At 64.1% G+C, this 17,367-nt stretch carries 17 protein-coding genes; 3 read left to right on the top strand and 14 right to left on the bottom strand.

All coding sequences use genetic code 11. The features are described 5' to 3' along the window. Positions 1–255: 255 nt before the first annotated feature. The 5 genes from phaC to prmB all read right to left on the bottom strand — a co-directional run bounded on the left by phaC (position 256) and on the right by prmB (position 5,300). Positions 256–2,097, bottom strand: coding sequence for a class I poly(R)-hydroxyalkanoic acid synthase (gene phaC / locus HHA01_RS02095; RefSeq protein WP_141317452.1), 1,842 nt, complete (start codon positions 2,095–2,097; stop codon positions 256–258). A gap of 101 nt (positions 2,098–2,198) precedes the next feature. Further along, the gene (locus HHA01_RS02090) at positions 2,199–2,669 is read right to left on the bottom strand and encodes a phasin family protein (protein ID WP_141317451.1); all 471 of its coding nucleotides are present in this window, start codon (positions 2,667–2,669) and stop codon (positions 2,199–2,201) included. Positions 2,670–2,795: 126 nt separating this feature from the next. Further along, positions 2,796–3,164 (bottom strand): hypothetical protein, encoded by a 369-nt coding sequence (locus HHA01_RS02085; protein ID WP_141317450.1) that lies wholly within the window; start codon positions 3,162–3,164, stop codon positions 2,796–2,798. Positions 3,165–3,237: 73 nt separating this feature from the next. Next, the gene (aroC, locus tag HHA01_RS02080) at positions 3,238–4,323 is read right to left on the bottom strand and encodes a chorismate synthase (protein ID WP_141317449.1); all 1,086 of its coding nucleotides are present in this window, start codon (positions 4,321–4,323) and stop codon (positions 3,238–3,240) included. A gap of 20 nt (positions 4,324–4,343) precedes the next feature. Next, positions 4,344–5,300: a 50S ribosomal protein L3 N(5)-glutamine methyltransferase gene (gene prmB, locus HHA01_RS02075; protein WP_141317448.1), complete on the bottom strand. Its 957-nt coding sequence runs from the start codon at positions 5,298–5,300 to the stop codon at positions 4,344–4,346. Between the two features lie 179 nt (positions 5,301–5,479). On the opposite strand from prmB, the gene HHA01_RS02070 reads away from it, so the two are divergent. The 3 genes from HHA01_RS02070 to HHA01_RS02060 all read left to right on the top strand — a co-directional run bounded on the left by HHA01_RS02070 (position 5,480) and on the right by HHA01_RS02060 (position 7,917). Next, positions 5,480–6,046 carry a Smr/MutS family protein gene (locus tag HHA01_RS02070; RefSeq protein ID WP_141317447.1) on the top strand — a complete coding sequence of 189 codons (567 nt, stop codon included), beginning with the start codon at positions 5,480–5,482 and terminating at the stop codon, positions 6,044–6,046. A gap of 140 nt (positions 6,047–6,186) precedes the next feature. Further along, on the top strand, positions 6,187–7,320 hold the full coding sequence (locus tag HHA01_RS02065; RefSeq protein ID WP_141317446.1) for a TauD/TfdA family dioxygenase: 1,134 nt from the start codon (positions 6,187–6,189) through the stop codon (positions 7,318–7,320). Further along, positions 7,321–7,917: an HD domain-containing protein gene (locus tag HHA01_RS02060; protein ID WP_141317445.1), complete on the top strand. Its 597-nt coding sequence runs from the start codon at positions 7,321–7,323 to the stop codon at positions 7,915–7,917. It abuts the gene before it with no gap. An 87-nt stretch (positions 7,918–8,004) separates the two neighbouring features. On the opposite strand, the gene HHA01_RS02055 is transcribed toward HHA01_RS02060, so the two are convergent. The 9 genes from HHA01_RS02055 to HHA01_RS02015 all read right to left on the bottom strand — a co-directional run bounded on the left by HHA01_RS02055 (position 8,005) and on the right by HHA01_RS02015 (position 17,360). Next, a complete protein-coding gene (locus HHA01_RS02055) occupies positions 8,005–8,913 on the bottom strand; it encodes a LysR family transcriptional regulator (RefSeq protein WP_141317444.1) in 909 nt (302 codons plus the stop codon). 161 nt (positions 8,914–9,074) lie between these two features. Then, complete coding sequence (locus HHA01_RS02050; RefSeq protein WP_141317443.1) at positions 9,075–10,076, bottom strand: patatin-like phospholipase family protein; 1,002 nt, start codon at positions 10,074–10,076, stop codon at positions 9,075–9,077. Positions 10,077–10,116: 40 nt separating this feature from the next. Then, on the bottom strand, positions 10,117–10,992 hold the full coding sequence (locus HHA01_RS02045) for an alpha/beta hydrolase (protein WP_141317442.1): 876 nt from the start codon (positions 10,990–10,992) through the stop codon (positions 10,117–10,119). Continuing rightward, the gene (locus tag HHA01_RS02040; protein WP_141317441.1) at positions 10,989–11,801 is read right to left on the bottom strand and encodes an alpha/beta fold hydrolase; all 813 of its coding nucleotides are present in this window, start codon (positions 11,799–11,801) and stop codon (positions 10,989–10,991) included. Before HHA01_RS02040 ends, HHA01_RS02045 begins: the two co-directional genes overlap by 4 nt. Positions 11,802–12,461: 660 nt before the next feature. Beyond that, entirely contained in the window at positions 12,462–13,199 is a 738-nt protein-coding gene (locus HHA01_RS02035) for a FadR/GntR family transcriptional regulator (RefSeq protein ID WP_141317440.1), read from the bottom strand. 176 nt (positions 13,200–13,375) lie between these two features. Next, a complete protein-coding gene (locus HHA01_RS02030; protein WP_141317439.1) occupies positions 13,376–14,389 on the bottom strand; it encodes an Ldh family oxidoreductase in 1,014 nt (337 codons plus the stop codon). Positions 14,390–14,430: 41 nt separating this feature from the next. Further along, complete coding sequence (locus tag HHA01_RS02025; RefSeq protein WP_141317456.1) at positions 14,431–15,228, bottom strand: NAD-dependent epimerase/dehydratase family protein; 798 nt, start codon at positions 15,226–15,228, stop codon at positions 14,431–14,433. A gap of 119 nt (positions 15,229–15,347) precedes the next feature. Continuing rightward, positions 15,348–16,220, bottom strand: a complete 873-nt coding sequence (locus HHA01_RS02020) for an amidohydrolase family protein (protein WP_141317438.1) — start codon at positions 16,218–16,220, stop codon at positions 15,348–15,350. 3 nt (positions 16,221–16,223) lie between these two features. Further along, positions 16,224–17,360 carry a mandelate racemase/muconate lactonizing enzyme family protein gene (locus HHA01_RS02015; protein WP_141317437.1) on the bottom strand — a complete coding sequence of 379 codons (1,137 nt, stop codon included), beginning with the start codon at positions 17,358–17,360 and terminating at the stop codon, positions 16,224–16,226. Positions 17,361–17,367 lie beyond the last annotated feature (7 nt).

Genomic DNA, 17,367 nt, shown 5'->3' with positions numbered 1-17,367 from the left:
GAAGGAAGAAGGAAGAAGGAAGAAGGAAGAAGGAAGAAGGAAGAAGGAAGAAGGAAGAAGGAAGAAGGAAGAAGGAAGAAGGAAGAAGGAAGCGTACGCCCGAGCACAATGGTGTCAAGGGTTTTCTTCCAGGCGCGAAGCGCCGTTCTTCCCTCTTCAAGCGGCGCCAGCCGCGTTCTTCCTTCTTCTCAGCGGCGCCAGCCGCGTTCTTCCTTCTTCTCAGCGGCGCCAGCCGCGTTCTTACCTCATTCAGCTTCAAGCTCCCGGCGAAGCCGGGTCTTCGCCCAGCACCTCGGGGATCGTCATGGTGACGTAGCGCCCCGGGGCGGGTTCGAGGATGTCGAGTTCACCGTCGCCGGGTTGGCGAGCCGCGACCATCTTCTCGGTATCGGCGTAGCCGTTGTCGGTCATCCAGGCTTGCCAGTGCGGCCACCAGGAGCCTTCGTGGGCTTCGGCGCCTTCCAGCCAGGCCTCGTGGTCGTCCGGCAGCTCGTCATTGGTCCAGAAGCCGTACTTGTTCTTGTGCGGCGGGTTGACGATCCCGGCGATGTGACCGGAGCCACCCAGCACGAAGGTCACCGGCCCTTTGGGCAGCAGGGCGCCATAGTAGGTGCTGTTCCACTTGGCGATATGGTCTTCGCGGGTCGACACGAAATAGCTGGGCGTCGAGATCTTGCGCAGATCGATCTTGACGCCATCCAGTTCGATGCCGTTGGGCTCGACCAGACGGTTTTCGCGATACAGATGGCGCAGATACCAGCCATGGGTGCCGGCCGGCAGGTTGGTGCCATCGGTGTTCCAGTACAGCAGGTCGAAGGGGGCCGGGGCGTCGCCCTTGAGATAGTTGTTGATGTAGAACGACCAGAAGAGGTCATTCTCGCGCAGCAGGTTGAAGGAGTAGGCCATGACACGGCCGTCCAGATAACCATCCTGCTCGAGCTTCTGTTCGAGGCCACTGAGCACCGGCTCGCTGAGAAAGACCCCCAGCTCGCCCGGGTCCCGGAAGTCCTGCAGCGTGGCCATGTAGGTCACGGAGCGTACCTTGCGGCCACGCCGCGTGCTGGTCAGGTAGGCCACGGTGGAGGCTGCCAGGGTACCGCCCACGCAGTAGCTCAGGAGGTTGACCGATTTCTCGCCGACCGCCTGTTCGATGGCTTCCATGGAGGCGATGGGCCCCATCTGCATGTAATCCGCCCAGGTCAGGTCCCGCTGCTCGGGCCCAGGGTTGCGCCAGGAGATCAGGAAGACGCTGTGCCCCTGGTCGACCAGCCATTTGATCAGGGAGTTCTCCTGACGCAGGTCCAGCACGTAATACTTGTTGATCCAGGGCGGTACCACCAGCAGGGGAGTCTTGAAGACCTTCTCGGTGGTGGGCGCATACTGGACCAGCTGCATCAGCTCGTTCTCGAAGACCACCGAGCCCGGAGTGACCGCGATGTTCTCACCGACCTTGAAGGCCGTGCGATCGGTCATGGTGACATTGATGCCTTCCACCGAGTTGGCCAGGTCTTCGCGGAGCCGCGCCAGCCCGTCGACGAGATTCTGCCCGCGGGTTTCCACGGTGCGGCGCATGACCTCGGGGTTGGTGGTCACGAAGTTGGTCGGCGACATGGCATTGACCAGTTGCCGGGCATAGAAGGCGAGATTGCGACGATTGTCGTCCGACAGGCCATCGAGATTGTCGATCAGGGCCTCGACGCGCTGCGCGAACAGCAGATACTGCTGCATGATCGCCATGTAGAAGGGATCGCTCTGCCAGGCATCATCGCGAAAACGCCGGTCGCCCTTGCCGGGCGAGACCAGGGGCTCTACCGCTTGCCCGGAGAAGGCCTTGAGGCCGTATTGCCAGAGCTGGTACTGATCCTCCATCAGGCGCGCCTGGGTCTGCCAGAGCAGCGATGGATCACGATTGAGCGCTTCGGCACCGGCACGAAAGCTTTCGCGCATGTCCGAGTAGACGGATTCCGCCGCGGTGTCCGGCACCAACCGGGGTAACACATCCTCGAGCAACGCCTGGTAATGTTCACCGATCAACCTGGCCTGCTCGCCCCATGCTTCGAGTTCTTCCTGCGACGGCGTGTGATTCCCTGGCTGCATCGCTCCCTCCCGGTATCTGGAAAAACGACCGCCACCCATCAAGCGGATGGCGGCCGAGATGACAGCGCGTCCTGACGGCGCTGCTGCCTGCTGGTCGGGGTTCAGCTGGAGCCGTTGCCGTTACCCGCATTACTGCCGGATCCGCGCTTGCGCGTCGTCTGGCTGGTGGCCTTGGCGGGGCCTTCCGACTTGGCGGACTCCTGGGTGGCTTGCGTGGCTTCTTCCATCCGCTCGGCCATGACCTGACCGGACTCGCCGAACAACGCTTCCATCTCGCTCTTCATGCGCAGGCTCATTTCGCTCATGGCGCGGGCGTCAGCCAGCATCTGATTGGACAGCTCGGTCATCATCTCGACCTGGCGAGTGCCGAAATCGCGGGCCTGCTCGGCATCGCCGATGTCGCTGGCATCGCGCAGGCTGGACGTCCCCATCTGGCTGTAACGCTTCATGGCATCCAGCTGATACTGGGTGACCCGCTCCATGTTGTCGAGCATCAGGGAATTGAGCTTGCGCATGGGGGTGAAGAATTCGCGGGCCTGCTGATTGAATGAATCCATCATCTTGTCTTGCATGATCGCTACCTCCCGAAGGGAACGTATGACACGGATTTTGTGCTGCGCTGCACAAAGACTAGTCTGGCACGCCGCACGTTGCAAGATAATGACGTCAAGACTGCGACAACGCCGGCAGGCGACCCATCAGTTGCTGCGCTTGCTGCGTGACCGGGAACTGGCCGACGCCGATCCCGACCCGCTCTGGCCGGAGGACGTCGATGCTGTCGACTCGTCGCCCTGGGCGGCGCCCTGCTGGCCGGCGCCGGAAGCGGCGCGATTCAGCATGTCCATCATCATCTGCTGATAGTTGCCGAAATTGGCCATGCCCTGCTGAAAGAGCGGTTGTTGAAGGAAGGGCTGCATCAGACTCATCGGGTCGTAGCCTTCCACCCCGGATTCCATCTGCTTCTGGATGCGCTGCAGCAGATCCTGCTGGAACGCCTCCACATCGGGCAGCCCGAGCGCCTGACGAAATTCATCGGGCGTCAAATCGAATTCGACATTGATCTTCATGAATAGCATCCCTGACTGGAGTGAGTGGCGTCTCATGTCCAGTGTAGCAGGCTGCCCCGCTCGACAGGGCCCATCACGACAGGCGGGGCGTTGTCACCGCGACATCCTGGTTCTGGCCACGATGGCGCAGCAAGTGATCCATCAGCGTCAGCGCCATCATCGCCTCGGCGATCGGCGTGGCGCGAATCCCCACACAGGGGTCGTGTCGACCGCGCGTGATGACCTCGACCGGCTCGCCGTGAATGTCGATGGAGCGCCCCGGCGTGGTAATGCTGGAGGTCGGCTTGAGGGCCAGATGCGCGATGATGGTCTGACCACTGGAGATGCCTCCCAGCACGCCGCCGGCATGGTTGGACAGGAAGCCGTCCGGGGTCATCTCGTCGCGGTGCTCGCTGCCGCGCTGAGCCACCGCGGCGAAGCCGTCGCCGATCTCGACGCCCTTGACCGCGTTGATGCTCATCAGGCCATGGGCCAGCTCGGCATCCAGGCGATCGAAGACCGGCTCGCCCAGCCCGGGCGGCACCCCCTCGGCCACCACCGAGATCTTCGCCCCCACGGAGTCCTGGTCGCGGCGCAGCTGTTCCATGTAGTCCTCGAGCTCCGGCACCTTGTCCGGGTCGGGACAGAAGAAAGGGTTCTCGTCCACCGCCTGCCAGTCACGGAACTCGATGCCGATGGGACCGAGCTGGCTCATGTAGCCGCGCACGCGAATGCCCCGGCCGGCCAGATACTGCTTGGCGATGGCGCCGGCGGCCACGCGCATGGCGGTCTCGCGTGCACTGGAACGCCCGCCCCCACGGTAATCGCGGAGACCGTACTTGTGGTGGTAGGTGTAATCCGCATGGGCCGGCCGGAACTGGTCCTTGATGCGCGAATAGTCCTTGGAGCGCTGATCGGTGTTCTCGATCATCAACCCGATCGAGGTACCCGTGGTCACGCCCTCGAAGACACCGGACAGGATGCGCACCCGATCGGGTTCGCGACGCTGGGTGGTGAAACGCGACGACCCGGGACGGCGGCGATCCAGCTCGTGCTGCAGGGTGGCTTCATCCACCGGCACCCCCGGCGGGCAGCCGTCGATGATGGCGCCCAGCGCCGGGCCGTGGCTCTCGCCGAAGGTGGTCAGGGTGAACAACTTGCCGAAGGTGTTGCCGGACATGGGCGCTCCTCAAGGACGAATCAGGCGAAGGACGCCGCATGGGCGTCGAGTTCCGCGGCGGTCAGCGCAAACACGCCCTGGCCGCCACGCTCGAATTCCAGCCACATGAAGGGCACGTCAGGAAACGCCGCCTCCAGGTGGTGATCGGAGTTGCCGACCTCGACAATCAGCACGCCGTCGTCGCTCAGGTACTGTCGGGCCTCGCGCAGGATGCGCCGCACGATATCCAGGCCATCGGCGCCGGCTCCCAATGCCAGGCTCGGCTCGTGATGGAACTCGCGAGGCATGCCGGCCAGGTCGCGAGCATCAACATAGGGCGGATTGGAGACGATGACGTCATAACACTGCCCTTCCAGTCCGTCGAAAAGATCCGCGATCACGGCGCGCACTCGATCGCCGACATCGTGGCGGGTGATGTTCTGGCGCGATACTTCCAGGGCCTCGGGACTGACATCGGCCAGGTCCACCTCGCTGGTCGGCAGATACAGTGCCGTGGCGATGCCGATGCAGCCGGATCCGGCGCACAGGTCCAGTACCCGCATCGGCGGCTCGCCCGGGAACCAGGCGGCGAAGCCATCCTCGATCAGCTCGGCGATCGGCGAGCGCGGAATCAATACTCGTTCGTCGACATTGAAGGGCACGCCGGCGAAGAAGGCCTCCCCCAGCAGGTAGGGTAAGGGACGCCGGCTGGCGATACGCTCGCGCACCAACGCCACGATGCGCGAGCGCTCCATGGGCAGCAGGCGCGCATCGAGCACGCCGGGGTCGACATTCCAGGGCAGATGCAGGGCCCCCAGGGTCAGCGCCACGGCCTCGTCCCAGGCCGAATCGGTACCGTGACCGTAATGCAGGCCGGCCAGATGAAACTCGCTGGTGGCCCAGCGCAGGCAGTCCCGCAGGGTGATCAGCCCCTCGGCGAGCTCGCCGTTGCCAAGCGTCAGGGTGGAAGTCGATGAAGTGCAGTCGGAATCGGCCACGGGGCATCCTGTTCAGCGGTTGCATGATAAGCGTGGACTGACGATTGTACCTTCGCCGGCGGTTCACAGCCACGCCAGGGCCGTTATACTGGAGGTTTGATGCCGAACACCGGCCACCGCCATTTGCATGCACTTCATGATGCCACGCACGACACGGTGCGTGGCCGACGAGCCTGACCATGAGTCGACGACGCCAGAAGCCCGATGACGACGAGATCAACGCCTTTCGCCAGGCGCTGAGCGAGGCCGGTGTGCGCCCCATGCAGCACAATCGCGCCGACCCGGGCCGCCCTCGGCGCGCCGAGGAAGCCGCCCAGGCGCGACGGGCCGCGGCGACGGATGCCGGCAACCAGAATGCAACGGGACGCACCTCGGATGGCCGTGTCGATCCCGTCAGGCCATCGACCTACCTCGACTTCGCCCTTCCCGACCTGCCCTATCGTACCCGCAGCGAGCTCAAGAAAGGCCGCCTCGGCTGGCAGGCGGGTCTCGACCTTCATGGTTACACCATCGACGAGGCTCGCCAGGAGCTGGAAAGCTTCCTTCACGAGGCCGAAGCCGAACGCGCGCGCTGTGTCCTGATCGTGCATGGCAAGGCCTGGGGCGCCAGCGCCAATTACCCGGTCATCAAGAGTCACGTCAACGCCTGGCTGCGCGAGTGGCCAAGCGTGCTGGCCTTCTGCTCGGCGACGCCCATCGATGGCGGGACCGGCGCCGTCTATGTCTTGTTGCGGCGCCAGCGTTAGCACCTCCGCGATGATGCAGGGCTCCCATAAAAAAAATGCATGAAGCGCCATAAGTGAAGCGGCCTACTTCGCCGGGCGGCTATCCATCATCCTGAGCAGCGGAAACCGATCGCATCATCCGTTGAAGCAGGAGCGAAAGCATGCCGGCACAGGTCAGACTGGAAATCGTCGAACAACCCCCGGCCCTCAGGGCACATCAAGGAGATCACCACTTCACCCTCAGCCCGCTCTGGCTCAGGGAGCGCACTCGGTCCCGCGACCAGCTGGAGCCGATGACCCAGCAGCGACTCTTCGACTCGCATGCCCTGGATCCGGACCTGGCCATCGCATCACTGGAGAGCGGGTGCCACGATGACGTGCATATCGCCTTCAGCGACGGCCACCAGGAAACCTTCCAGCTTGATGCCCTGGCGGCGGACATTCAGGGCCATAGCCACTTTCCTTCGGCCACGCCATGGGATGCGCGCATCGATCACCAGGGCCTGCGCTTCGACTGGCGGCAGATCCTGGCGGATGACGCGGCGTTCCACCAGTCGCTGGACGCCTACCTGCGCTACGGCTATATCGTGCTGCACGACGTACCCACCGACCCCGAACGCATCCTGGAGGTCGGCGCCAAGTACGGCTATGTCAAGGAAACCAATTTCGGGCGCTACTTCGAGGTCTACTCGCGCCCCACGGGCAATGATCTGGCCTACCGCAGTGTCGCGCTGGGGCCGCACACCGACAATCCGTACCGACATCCGGTACCGGGCATCCAGCTGCTGCATTGCCTGGTCAATGAAACGAGCGGCGGGCTCTCGACACTGGTCGACAGCCTCCAGGTGCTGGCCACTCTGCAACACGAGATGCCGGAGGGGTATCAGCTGCTCAAGCAGACGCCCGTGCGTTTCCGCTTCCTGGATGCCGGCACGGAACTCGTGACCCATCGCAGCATGATCCAGACAGATGCCGAGGGCCGACCCACCGGGGTTCACTACAGCCCGCGGCTGGACTCGTTGCCACTGCTGGATGCGTGCGATACCCGGCTCTTCCACCAGGCGCGCAAGCGACTCGGAGAACTCTTTCTGGATCCCGACTTCGAGTTCCGTTTCCGACTCGGCGCTGGCGAGTTGATGATGTTCGACAACAGTCGGGTCCTGCATGGTAGAACCCGCTACAACCCTGACGAAGGGCACCGGCATCTGCAGGGATGTTATCTGGATACCGATGGACCGCGGGAACGTTACGCCAGCCTGCTGAAAGATGCGCACACAGCCCAGGAGGTCGTCTGAATGCAACAGGTCGCATTTCGCCAGATGAAGGACGGTACCCGGGAAGAGTACCAGTTTCTCGACAGGCTGGAATCAGCGTTCAACGAGGGCCTGGTCGAGCGTCTGATCAAGGCACTGGAAAACCTGGACAACAGCTTGAGCGGCTATCAGGTGACGCGCCTCGAGCACTCTCTTCAGAGCGCGGCGCGAGCCGAAGCCGATGGTGCCGACGACGACCTGATCGTCGGTGCCCTGCTGCATGATCTTGGAGACGAACTGGCACCCTACAATCATTCGCAACTTGCCGCGGCGATCATCCGCCCCTACGTGCGGAGCCAGGTGACCTGGATCATCCATCATCACGGCTTGTTCCAGAAGGTCTATTACGCGCACTTCTTCGCCGAGGACCCGCACGAACGGGATCGTTACAAGCACCACCCCTGGTATCAAAGTTGTGTCGACTTCTGTGAGCGCTATGACCAGGCCTCCTTCGATCCCGATTACCCGACGCCCTCACTGGAGCACTTCAAGCCCCTGCTGGAACGCGTGTTCTCCCGGACACCCTTCGACCCGGCCGTCATCGGCGAGGCAGAAGCACAGGGCCCGGTCGCCGAGTGACTCGGCATAAGGGCCGGCGCTCAGCGACGCGACCGGCCCGACACCCGCCATGGCCGGCAGAGCCCCACCGGCCATGCATGATGCCACTCACTCCCGCTCATCGTTCAATGCCGACACCAGCCAGTCCTTGACGGGCTGCACCAGTGCATTGTCAGGGTACTTGAGCTCTATCCAGTAGCCATAATGCGCGCGAGCCACCTCCGGCCCCACTCCCATCAACTTGCCGCTGGCGAGATGTTTCTCGACGATGAACTTCCATCCCAGCGCGACCCCCTGCCCTTCCAGAGCCGCATTCAACACCAGCGGGTAATTGTGGAAAGGAAATATATCCTCATCGGGTATCGGCCATATCGCCACCGCTCGAGCCCATTGTTTCCAGTCGAGCCAGCGAGGATCCCTTTCATCCTGATGCAGCAGTGTCAGGCGGGACAGGTCATCGGCGTCGTTTATGTACTGCAACCCGTGTCGTTCAGCATAGGCGGGCGTGCAGACCGGCAGGACGCGCTCCTCGGCCAGGAGTTGCGACCCGGATGACGCAGACTGCCGGCCGAACCGGATGGCAATATCCGCCGCCTGCATGGACGCATCATCGTCCCGATCCACGGGCACGAGATGGATGCGCAGCTGCGGGAAGCAGGCCTTCAGCTCGGGCAGCAAGGGCAAGAGGCACAGGTGGGTAAAACCGGACCCCGCCGCAATGGAGACTTGCGGCCTGTACACGCCGCTGAGGCGATACATCTCCTGGCAGGCGCCGTGAATCACCTGCAAGCCATGCTCCACCTCGTGATAGAAGCGCTCACCGTGAGGCGTCAGCACCAGGCTGTTGCCACTGCGCTCGAACAGCGATAACCCGAGGTGCTCCTCCAGCGCGCGTATCCGTTGCGACACCACGGGTTGAGAGGTGCCGGTGGCCTCTGCTGCTGCGGTCATCGACCCCAGCCGGGCCGTGGCTTCGAAGGCATTCAGCCCCCTCAGCGAGGGCAGCTTTACTTCCATGACCGCTTCATCCGCTCCGCCATTTGTGCCGTTAGGCGAACCACTCTAGCGCATGCAAGAAGCGGACGACACGCGCATCACCCGCTGTCCGTGCAGGCCGGCTCGGGCTCGCGCGATGCGTTATCGGCCTGCCGCGCCCTCGAAGCCCTGCCCCATGCCTTTCAGGTCCCCAGATCGCGTTCGCGCTTGTCCAGCGCTTCCTTGGCCAGGTGGCGCCCCAGGCGAATCAGGGCTTCGGCGCGATGAAACTCGTAGGCGCCGCACACCGTCTTGGGGATCTTGACCAGCACATCCGGCGGATAGCCGGCCAGGCGATAATTGGCAATCGCACCCTGGGCGATATCAAAGGACGCCAGCATCATGTCGAGCCGCCCCCAGGCGTGCTGATCACGTTCCTGCTGGCCCTGCTCATGGTCATCGCCTTCCCCGCTGCCGAAGCCGTCGAACAGTCGCTTGGTGGCGCCCTTCACGCCTTGCATCCAGCCTTCGAAATCGACGCTGCCGGACTGATCGCGGGCTTCTTCCCGGGCCCGCTCCTCGGCCGCCTCGTCGGGCGGCAACATGGCGTCCAGCGAGATGGGGCGCGACGTCTGGGCCGTGGCGTTGACGGCCATCAGGAAGTCGGCACGCGCCTCCACCGCCGGCATCACCGGCAGCGGGTTGAGCAGGCCACCATCCACCAGCACCTGGGAGCCGCGATAGACCGGCGTGATGACACCGGGCACGGCGATGGAAGCCCGCACGGCCTGCAACAACGGGCCGGATTGAAACCATACCTCGCGCTGGCGCGTCAGATCCGTGGCCACGGTGGTCACCGGCACGCGCAGGTCCTCGATCAGGCTGTCACCGACCAGCTCCTCGAGCTTGCTCATGACCTTGCTGGCTTTCATGGCGCCCATCGGGCTCCAGGTAATGTCGACCAGGCGCAGCACGTCGAAGTAGTCCAGGCGACACACCCAGTCACGGTAGGCACTGAGTTGACCGGCGGCATAGGCGCCGGCCACCAGCGCTCCCATGGAGCAGCCGGAGAGGGCCACGATCTCGTAACCGCGTGCCTCCAGCTCTTCGATCACACCGATATGGGCATAGCCGCGCGCGCCGCCACTGCCCAGTGCCAGCATGACGCGGCGACCATTGCCTTCTTCGGCCTGCTGTTCGTCCATGACACCTCCCGGGGTTGACTGAATCCTGTGCCGCGCAGAATCAACCCTGCTCGACACAGGCATGATGCGTCACGATGGCGTCGGCGACTGCCGGCACCCTGTCCGCCTCCAGATGGAGATGGTGACCGCCGGCCAGGATGCGTCGGCTCAGCCGCTGCAGCGCCCCGCGTGCCTGGTCCATGCCAGGGCGCTGCGTCAGAATACCCGCCTTACCCTCGATTAATAGCACATCACAGCGGATGGCCCCCAGCATGGCTAGTACCTGCTCGGGCGTGAAGCGCACCGGCGAGGGCCAGCGTAGGCGCGGATCGCTGCGCAGTCGCCAGTCCCCCTCGGGCATGGCTTCCAGGTTGCGTTCCATCAAGGGCCGCGCGGTGTCGGCATCGATCGGCGTGACACTGCCCTTGACCCGGGACTGCACGGCCGCATCGATATCCGCATAACGCGGCGCCGGCGATGGCGTGCGCCGCGCCGCCTGCAGGCCCTGGCGCAATTGCCCGGGCGCCGACGGCGCCGGGGTGCTCAAGGCGCCCAGACCGTCGATCAGGCGCAGCCCATCGACCCGTTCCGGCAGACTAGCGGCCAGCAGGCACGCCACTCCGGCCCCCATGGAATGGGCCAGTAGCGGGGCACTCTCTAGCCCCAGCGCGTCCAGGGCATCGAGCACATCGTGACAGTAATCCCAGAGCGCATAGTCACCGTCGCCCGCCAGGTGTTGCGACTGGCCGTGGCCGGCCAGGTCCAGCGCCACCACCCGGATGCCCAGGTGTTCGACCAGCCGCGGCGCCAGCCGGGAAAAGCTCGCCGCATTGTCCAGCCAGCCATGCAGCGCCAGCCAGGTCGGCGCAGCGGCGTCCCCCCAGGACAGGGCTGCCAGGCGCTGGTTTGCCAATCTCAGGGGCGTCGCGGTGGTCATCGGCTGGCTCCCGGCAGCACGGCATCAAGACACGTCTGAAGCGCCTGACGGGCCGCTTGCGGATGCTCCATGGGAAACATGTGACTGCCCTCAACCTCGCTGACCGGCACTCCGTGACGCCGCAGACGCCGGCGTCGACGCGGCGTCATCAGATCCGAGTCCTGCCCCGCCAGCACACTCATCGGCACCTTCAAGCGGGACGGCAGGCCATGCAGATGGTCGGGCAGATGGCGGAAGATATCCACTTCGATCGCGGGGTCGTAGCAGAGTGCCACGCCTCCTTCCTCGAGCTCCCGGGTACCGCCGGCGATGTAGTCATCCAGTGCCTGATCGGTGAAGTGCCGGAACAGGCCGCGGCGACGCAGATAGTCGCGCATGGTCGCACGATCAGGCCACCGGGAGCGGCGTCCCAGGCTCCGGCCCGCCGGGGTGACGCGGTCGACCAGACCCAGCCGCTTGGCCAGCTTCATGGCCAGGGCATCCAGACCCAGCATCAAGGGGGGATCCAGCATCACCACGCCATGGAAGCGTTGCGGCGCCTGTTCGGCGGCCATGGCCATCAGCACGCCGCCCATGGAGTGGCCGACGCCGACCACCGGCGACGTGAATCCGGCCAGGTGGGCGAGCAGTTCATCGCGCAGCGCCAGCCAGTTGTCGCCGACCGGATACTCGGGATGATGCCCGAGCCGCTCGACGGGATGGAGGTCGAAATCCTCCTCCAGGAGTGCCAGAAAGCTGCGATAACTGCGGCCGGGAAAGCCGTTGGCATGAGCGAAGACAAGCGGTATGGCGGTATCGGGCGATGGCATGGCAGGTTTCCGTTGCGCGAGACGTCTGGTGGTCACAGGCTGACACGAATACCATGAGGCGGCCTGGGTAGAGCCGGGTTTTCATTCAGCCGTTTCATGCGAGCGTATCATTTCGACACGCTCGCTGTGCCACGACATTCGCCTTAGAGGGTGTTTACAAAAGTCACGAGCGACGGCCAGGCCAGGCGAAATCAGCCGAAAAAGCGGAGTTTACGAGCTGGTAAATGAGCATTTTGAGGCTGATTTCAACGCCGCATGGGCGAGCGCAGTAGTTTGTAAACACCCTCTTAGGACATGCTGATTAAATTGCCGAGCATAGTGAAGCGCAAGGCGCACGGAGCGCAGGAAGCGAGACATAACAGGTAGTTAGGCGAGCTTTCGAGCAACGTGTACAAATTCGCCAGGAGCGAATTTGAACCGTCTTTAGACGGGCCCGTGGGTAGCCGCCAAGGATGGCGGCTATAACAAAGCGATTTGCATGCGCAGGCATTTAAGCAGTGTTTCCCTTATTGCTTGCCACCAGGAGCCAACGTGCCACACCGCCCCCCGAACAACCGACGAGATACCCGCCTGCGCAATCGCGTTTTCTTCCTGACGGTGCTGCTCGCCGTGCTGGTCGGGCTGTACATGGCGCGTTGATGCCCCCGGCGGCAGCCCGCTTCACTCCTGCTCGCGGTACTCCGCGTACATGTCGCGCGAGCGCGCCAGGTGTTCGTGCATGGCCTGGCGAGCCGCCGCACCGTCCCGTTCGAGGATGGCCTCCAGAATGCGGGTGTGTTCCTGATGCACCAGCTCCAGGTAGCGCGCCGTTGAGCTCATGTCGATATCGATGCTGAGCAGCTTGGAACGCGGGATCATGCTGTCGCTCAAGGGCTCGTAGAAGCGGTCGAAGAAGACGTTGTGCGTCGCCTTGACGATGGTGTGATGGAAGGCGAAGTCCTCGCGCCTCGCCTGAGACTGCCCGGCGCGCACGGCCGCGAAGTCGGCATGGCGGGCCTCCAGACGCTGTCGGTCCTCGCCGTCATGGCGATACGCGGCCAGCTCGGCGGCGCTCGGCTCCAGCGTCAGGCGCAGCTCTAGCACCTGCAGAATGTCCTCCACGGTACGCGGACTGATATGCACCGCCGGCCGCGGGGCGTCCACCTCGTTGCGCAGCACCGTGGTGCCCACACCGCGGCGCGTCTCGACCAGCCCGAGTGACTTGAGATGGGTCATGGCCTCGCGAATCACCGTGCGGCTCACCCCGAAAGCATCGCAGAGTTCGCTTTCGGTAGGCAACTTGCTGCCCACGGGAGTCTGTCCCGAGGTGATGCGCTGCTCGAGCTGCTCCAGCACCGCCTTCGACAGACTTCCTTCGCGGGTAATGGGCTTCACGCCCCATTCATTCGACACCGCCATCTCGCGTCCTTTTGAAATTGAGCCCCCCTGTGCATCGAGCGGCTCGATTGAATGCATGCTTGTTATTGCGCTTCCGTTCCCTGACGGCCGATTCAGCTTGCTGTCCTCGCCATGCGAGGGTGTCGACAAACGTCAGGCGTCCAAGATGCGCCGTGGCCTGTCAACACTCTCTGGCCTTATCCACGTAGCCTATCAAGCTCCTGGTACAGGGTCATGGGGATCGTTAAACCCTTCGTCCAACTGCGTTGACGCGCCGCATGGCGACGCTGCGACGGCAGCCTGGCCCCCTGGGCCAGCACGCCCTCGAACAATGCCTCGGCATGCGCCAGGTGCTGTTCGACACTGGCCCCCGTCAGCACCGCCGGATCGATCGCCAGCAGCAGTTCGCCATGCTGTGGCCGGCCCTCTCCCCCGGGAGTGGCGGCCCGGGTCTCGTGTCCCAGCAAGTCACCGATCAGCGGGCCTGCCAGCAGCTCGATCATGATCGACAGGGCCGCCCCCTTGTGGCCGCCAAACGGCAGCATGGCACCCTCCAGCGCCGCCTCGGGATCCGTCGTCGGCGCGCCCTCCGCATCGATGGCCCAGCCCGCCGGCAGCGTCTCGCTGGCGCGTCGATGAAGCTCGATCTCGCCACGTGCCACGACACTGGTGGCAAAGTCGAAAGTGTACGGAAAACGCCCCGGACGCGGCCAGGAGAAGGCCACGGGGTTGGTGCCCAGCAGGGGCCGACTGCCGCCTGCCGGGGCCACGAAGGCATGGCTCGGGGTCATGGCCAGCGCCACTAGCCCCGCCTCGGACAGCGACTCCACCTCGGGCCAAAGCGCCGAAAAGTGAAAGGCATTGTTCACGGCCAGCAGGGCGATGCCATTGGTCCTGGCCTTCTCCATCAAGATGGGCCGGGCCTGCTCGAAGGCCAGCAGCGAGCAACCCTGGTCAGCATCGGTGCGCACCACGCCGGGCGCCAGATTCTCGACCCAAGGCACGGCATCCGGCTTTACACCGCCATTGCGCAATGTCTCGACGCAGCTGATCAGGCGATAGAGTCCATGGGAGTGGCACTCATCCTGCTGCACGGCCACCACATTGCGCGTAATGGCGGCGGCATGGGACTCGCTGAAACCGTTGCGGGTCAACACCTCGTGACTCAACCGCTGCGCTTCGTCAAGCGTCAGGGTGACCGTGTCATCCATCAGCATTCTCCTTCTTTCGTTGGCGAACCGGAACGGCAAGATCAGTCATCTGGATGCCCCATGGCCACGAACTTGCCACCCTGATAGACCACGGTCGGGTCGTTAGGGTCGATATCGCCCGCCGCGGCTTCGACCTCCTCGCGCCAGGGTTCGGAGCTGTCCCTGGGCACCCAGCCGAGAAACGCGGCCTTGCTGTTATCCCACCAGGTCTCGTTGTTGGCCGAGACGCCATAGACCACGGTGTATCCCAGCCGGGGCGAGACGAAGGCACGCTCCAGCAGGGCGACGAAATCCTCGACGCTCAACCAGGTCGCCAGCATCCGAGTATCCGCCGGCTTGGGAAAGCAGGAGCCAATACGCACGCTCAGAGTCTCGACACCGAACTTGTCGTGGTAAAGGCTGGCCAGGTCTTCGCCGAAGCACTTGGAGACGCCATACAGCGAGTCCGGGCGGCGCGTGCACTGGCTATCGATGCGTGTGGTGCGCGGATGAAAGCCGATGGTGTGGTTGGAACTGGCAAACACGATGCGTGGCTTGCCGAGGTTCCTGGCGGCCTCATAGAGGTTGTAGGCGCCGATGATATTGGACTGGAGGATGCCGTCCCACGGCTTCTCGACGGATACACCGCCCAGGTGCACGACGCCGTCACAGCCTTCGACCAGTGATCTGACCGCCTCGGCATCGGCCAGATCGCAGGGCACGAGCTCCTCGTGATCGGCCGCAGTTCCCAGGTCCGCGATATCCGACAGGCGCACGCGATGGGCCAGCCGGGCAAGGTGTGGGCGAATGGCCTTGCCGAGACCACCGGCTGCGCCGGTGACAAGAATGCGATTCAACATCATGCAGCTCCTTGATCAGGGTTGGGCGGCTCAGCGAGGCAAGCCGCGATGGATATGAATGACAGTGGATGGCCGGCGCTGCTCGAGTCGCGCCCCACCCGGATGTCGCCAGGGACGCTTCAGGACGTCCCGAAGCCATAGAGTGTCGCGGGGTTGTCGACCAGGATCCGCTGCCGAACGGCCGGACTGGCCCATTCGAGCAGCACGTCCAGCTGCTCGGCATCATTCGGGTAGCGATCGCGCGATACGCCGACATGGGGCCAGTTGGATCCCCACAGAATGCGCTCGGGCGCATGCTCGATGACACGCCGGGCGATCGCTCCGACGTCAGGGTAATGCGGGCCGCCTTCCAGGCTGGCCTCATAGCCGGCACAGACCTTTAACCAGGCATTGCCTCGATCCAGCAGCCTCAGGATCTCGTCGACCCGTACATCATCGGCCGGTACCGGATCCATGAACTTGCCGATATGGTCGATGATATAGTCGCTTTCCAGCCGCCGCAGCGCTGCCAGGTGCTGCTCGAGATGCCGGCCGTTGAACTGCACCATCAGGTGCCAGCCCAGCGAGCGTACACGACGTTCGATCTCGGGCATTTCGGCACTGGTCATGGCGCCACCGGGTAGATTCATGATCCGCGCGCCTCTCACGCCCAGGGCATGCCACGCTTCGAGTTCCTTCTCGGGAGTATCCGGCGTTACCACGGCCACGCCACGAGCGGTCGCCGTTCCAAGCTGCCTCAAGCTTTCCAGCAAGGCGCTGTTATCGCATTGGTAGGCATTCGATTGGGTAACAACAACCCGCTCGAGGGACAACCAGCGCTGCAACTGCCGATAATCCTCTACCGTCGCCAGTTCCGGGATCGGCGGACCACCCGGCTGCGCCTCGTAGCCTGGCAGGTAGAGATGGATATGACAGTCGGTGGCCCCGGGCGGCGCCTCGAGCGCCGGAGGCGTTCCGCTCAGGGGACGCGTATTGGCCGCTATCTCGGTCATGCTTCAATTCTCCCTCAAGGCATGCTCATGCAGGGCATCGCGATTGATGCGGATCCCCAGCCCCGGGCCATCGGGAATGGACATGACACCGTCATGGTGCTCGATTGGCGTCTCGACGACCGCCTGTCGAAACGGGTTTTTCGTCCGATCAAACTCCATTATCGGCTCCAGAGGCCGGCGGCGCGGCGGGTTGGGCGGCAACGCCGCCATGAACTGCAGGCTGGCGGCGATGCATACCGCCGTGCCCCAGACATGCGGCACCAGGCGCACGCCGAACATCGCCGCCATGTCGGCGACCCGACGCATCTCGCTGAATCCGCCGACGCCGCAGACGTCGGGCTGGGCGATGTCCACGGCGCGAGTCGACAGCGGCTCGAGCATGGCGTAGCGACCGTGCCAGTTCTCGCCGCTGGCCATCGGAATCGGCTGGCCCTGGCGCACGGCGTGGTAGGTATCGATCTGCTCGGGCAGCACCGGCTCCTCGAACCAGTCGATACCGAAGGGCTCGGCGCGCTTGCCGACCTCGATGGCCTCGAGCAGGTCGTAGCCGTGGTTGGCGTCGATCATCAGCCGACGTTCGGGGCCGATCGCCTCGCGCACGGCGGCGATGGCGCGCAGGTCCTCCTCGACATCGAAGCCGATCTTGATCTTGACGCCATGAAACCCTTCACGGGCATAGCCAGCGACTTCCTCGGCGACATCCTGGACGCGGTCCACGCCATCACGGCGAAATGAGCCGGTAGCATAGGCCCGGACCGTTTCGCGAAAACGCCCACCGAGCAATTCACTGACCGAGGCTCCATAGTGCTTGCCCTTGATATCCCAGAGCGCGATATCGATACCGCTCAGCGCCGTCATCGTCAGGCCACGCTGCCCCTGGTCGCGCAATCGGTTGTAGAGGTCGAGCCAGAGCTTTTCCGTCTCCAGGGGATTGGCACCGACCAGGGCGCCGGCATAAAGCCCGACCACCGAGGCATTGGCCCTGGCCGGCCCCAGGCACTCGCCCCACCCTACGGTACCGTCTTCACAGACCACCTCGACCAGGCAATGCTGGCGCCGCTCGAAACGCATCGTGGCGCTCTCGAAAGCCTGGTCGAGCTTGTAGTCGAGGATGTGCGTATGCACGCGTTCGATCTTCATTGTGATT

It is taken from the genome of Halomonas halmophila (assembly GCF_006540005.1).
Classification (GTDB): Bacteria; Pseudomonadota; Gammaproteobacteria; order Pseudomonadales; family Halomonadaceae; genus Halomonas; species Halomonas halmophila.
Note: the sequence above shows the minus strand (reverse complement) of the source record. Positions and strands in the feature narration are given on the sequence as shown.